Source organism: Petralouisia muris (assembly GCF_004793545.1).
Lineage (GTDB): Bacteria > Bacillota > Clostridia > Lachnospirales > Lachnospiraceae > Petralouisia > Petralouisia muris.
In genome coordinates, this window is record NZ_SRYA01000187.1 from 1 (window position 1) to 1,934 (window position 1,934).

Below are 1,934 nucleotides of genomic sequence, written 5' to 3' on the forward strand. Positions count from 1 at the left end.
AAATCGCTGTAACCCCAGTATTTATACGGGCTACAGCGATTTGAACTTTAGAAATGAAATATAGTAATTTATTCTCTGCCTTTACTTCTTTTTTGGATTCCTCTCATCTTTTGTCTGGTAATGAACTGATAGTCGGTTCGGATGCCGCAGACTTCGTGCAGTGCATCGGTCAGCTTTGAGCGTCTGTACAGTGGCATATATCCCTGGTCTTCGATATCTGCAAAATTCATTTCTTTCAGTGTGCTTAAGATCTCCTCACAGGTATAACTGCCTTCCAACTTTTTTTCCAGGATACGATAGACAAGGAGCGCAAGGAAGCAGGTCAGAAAATGGGCCTTGATCCTGTTTTCAAGTCGTACAAATGCGGGGCGGGCCTCAAAGTCTGTCTTCATGATGCGGAAGCATTCTTCTATCCGCCATCTCCCCTCGCTGACTTTCAGGATGGGCGCCACATCGTCATCCAGGAGGTCGGTACATATGGCATACAGCCCGTCATATCTGGCTTCCTCTGCAATCTTTTCTTCATCCAGGTAATACTGGATGCTGGCTTTTTCACCCTCCTTGGTGACGGCTAGTTTCCCCACAAATCTGGCCGGGTCATTGGGATTTTTGCGCTGCGCTTTGCGTTTCCCCGATGCAATCATTTTTTCAGCCCGTTCCACCTGTCTTCTGCGGATCTCTTTCTGGTAGGCGGCATACTTTGGGGAGTAAGTGATGATCAGGCGTTGATGTAGTTTTTTTGTCGTATAAGGGCAGTCTTTATAGAAAAGGCCTCTTTTTTCTTCCTCCCCGATTCTGGATAAATCTACCGCACTGTCATCCGACAATCGTTTAAAGCCGCTGCCATTAAGCGCCCATTCCCTGTCTTCAGCGGGTAATTTTTTAATGGACTGTGTCACAATAAACGACCTTTCCCCCATATGGTTAAATTCACGGTTGCTTTCTGAACCCAGACCTGCATCACAGCAGTATATAAATTTAGAGTGTCCAAATTTCTGGAGGATTGTTTTTTCCAAAGGCTTGACAGACTGCTGTTCGTTCCGGTTCCCTGGGAAGATGGAAAAAGCCAGTGGCGTCCCATCCCCGTCTGTGAACATTCCCATCTGCACGATTGGGTTTGGGCGGTGTTCTTTGCTCTTCCCATATTTTTTTCCGCCCTCTTCCTGCTCGATTTCAAAGTAATAATTCGTGCAGTCATAATAAAGGATGCCATCATTCCTGTCTATCAGGAAGTTACTGTTTTTAAAGGCTTCCGATTGTATGAAGTCGCACTCTTGTGCAAGGACATCCAGTGCGCGGTAGACATCATGCTTCTCGTAGGAAGGTTTTTCAAGATAGTCCATTGCGGCCTTGTAGGAGGCACGCTTGCTTCCCGGCTCCAGTATCCTGGTATAGATCAAATCCGATAAGATAGCATTAAGATCGTACTGGAATTTATGCCGGTCGCGGATTTTCCGGCAGATCCGGTCAAAACCAAGCCCATAATAAATGGATTGCAGGAAAAGATAGCCGCCTTTATAAAGTTTCTGACAGTCATAATCCATTTGCCTGTCTGCGTGAAATGGAACCAGAACAGTCTTAGCTTCCCTGTCCTTTTTATATTTTTCCGTCTCCAGCCTGGCCTGTTCCTTAGCCCATGCCATTACACCGTCCCTATCGGTTCCGAGGGACTCGGTAAGCTCTTTGAGGGTACCAAGTTTGCGTATTCTTTTGGAAGTGCTCTTGCCATTGCTGTTTATATATGACTGTGTGATATAAAAAGACTCTGAATTCTTTGATTTGGACGTAGTTACTTTCATGTTGTATCCCTCCTGTATAGCATTATATCATATATTGCCATATATTACCATATATAAAAACAAAAAAATTGACAAAAAAATACAGGTTTTATAAGACCTGCAGATACTTTTTGCATTATGGAACTGTTAAAAACC

1 protein-coding gene is annotated in these 1,934 nt (G+C 44.3%); it reads right to left on the minus strand.

The genetic code is table 11. The features are described 5' to 3' along the window. Positions 1-68 precede the first annotated feature (68 nt). On the minus strand, positions 69-1,799 hold the full coding sequence (locus tag E5329_RS28925; RefSeq protein ID WP_135992553.1) for an IS1634 family transposase: 1,731 nt from the start codon (positions 1,797-1,799) through the stop codon (positions 69-71). Positions 1,800-1,934 lie beyond the last annotated feature (135 nt).

Excerpts from the sequence above, each read along its gene's own strand:
- E5329_RS28925 (WP_135992553.1), bottom strand. The coding sequence starts at position 1,799 with ATGAAAGTAACTACGTCCAAATCAAAGAATTCAGAGTCTTTTTATATC.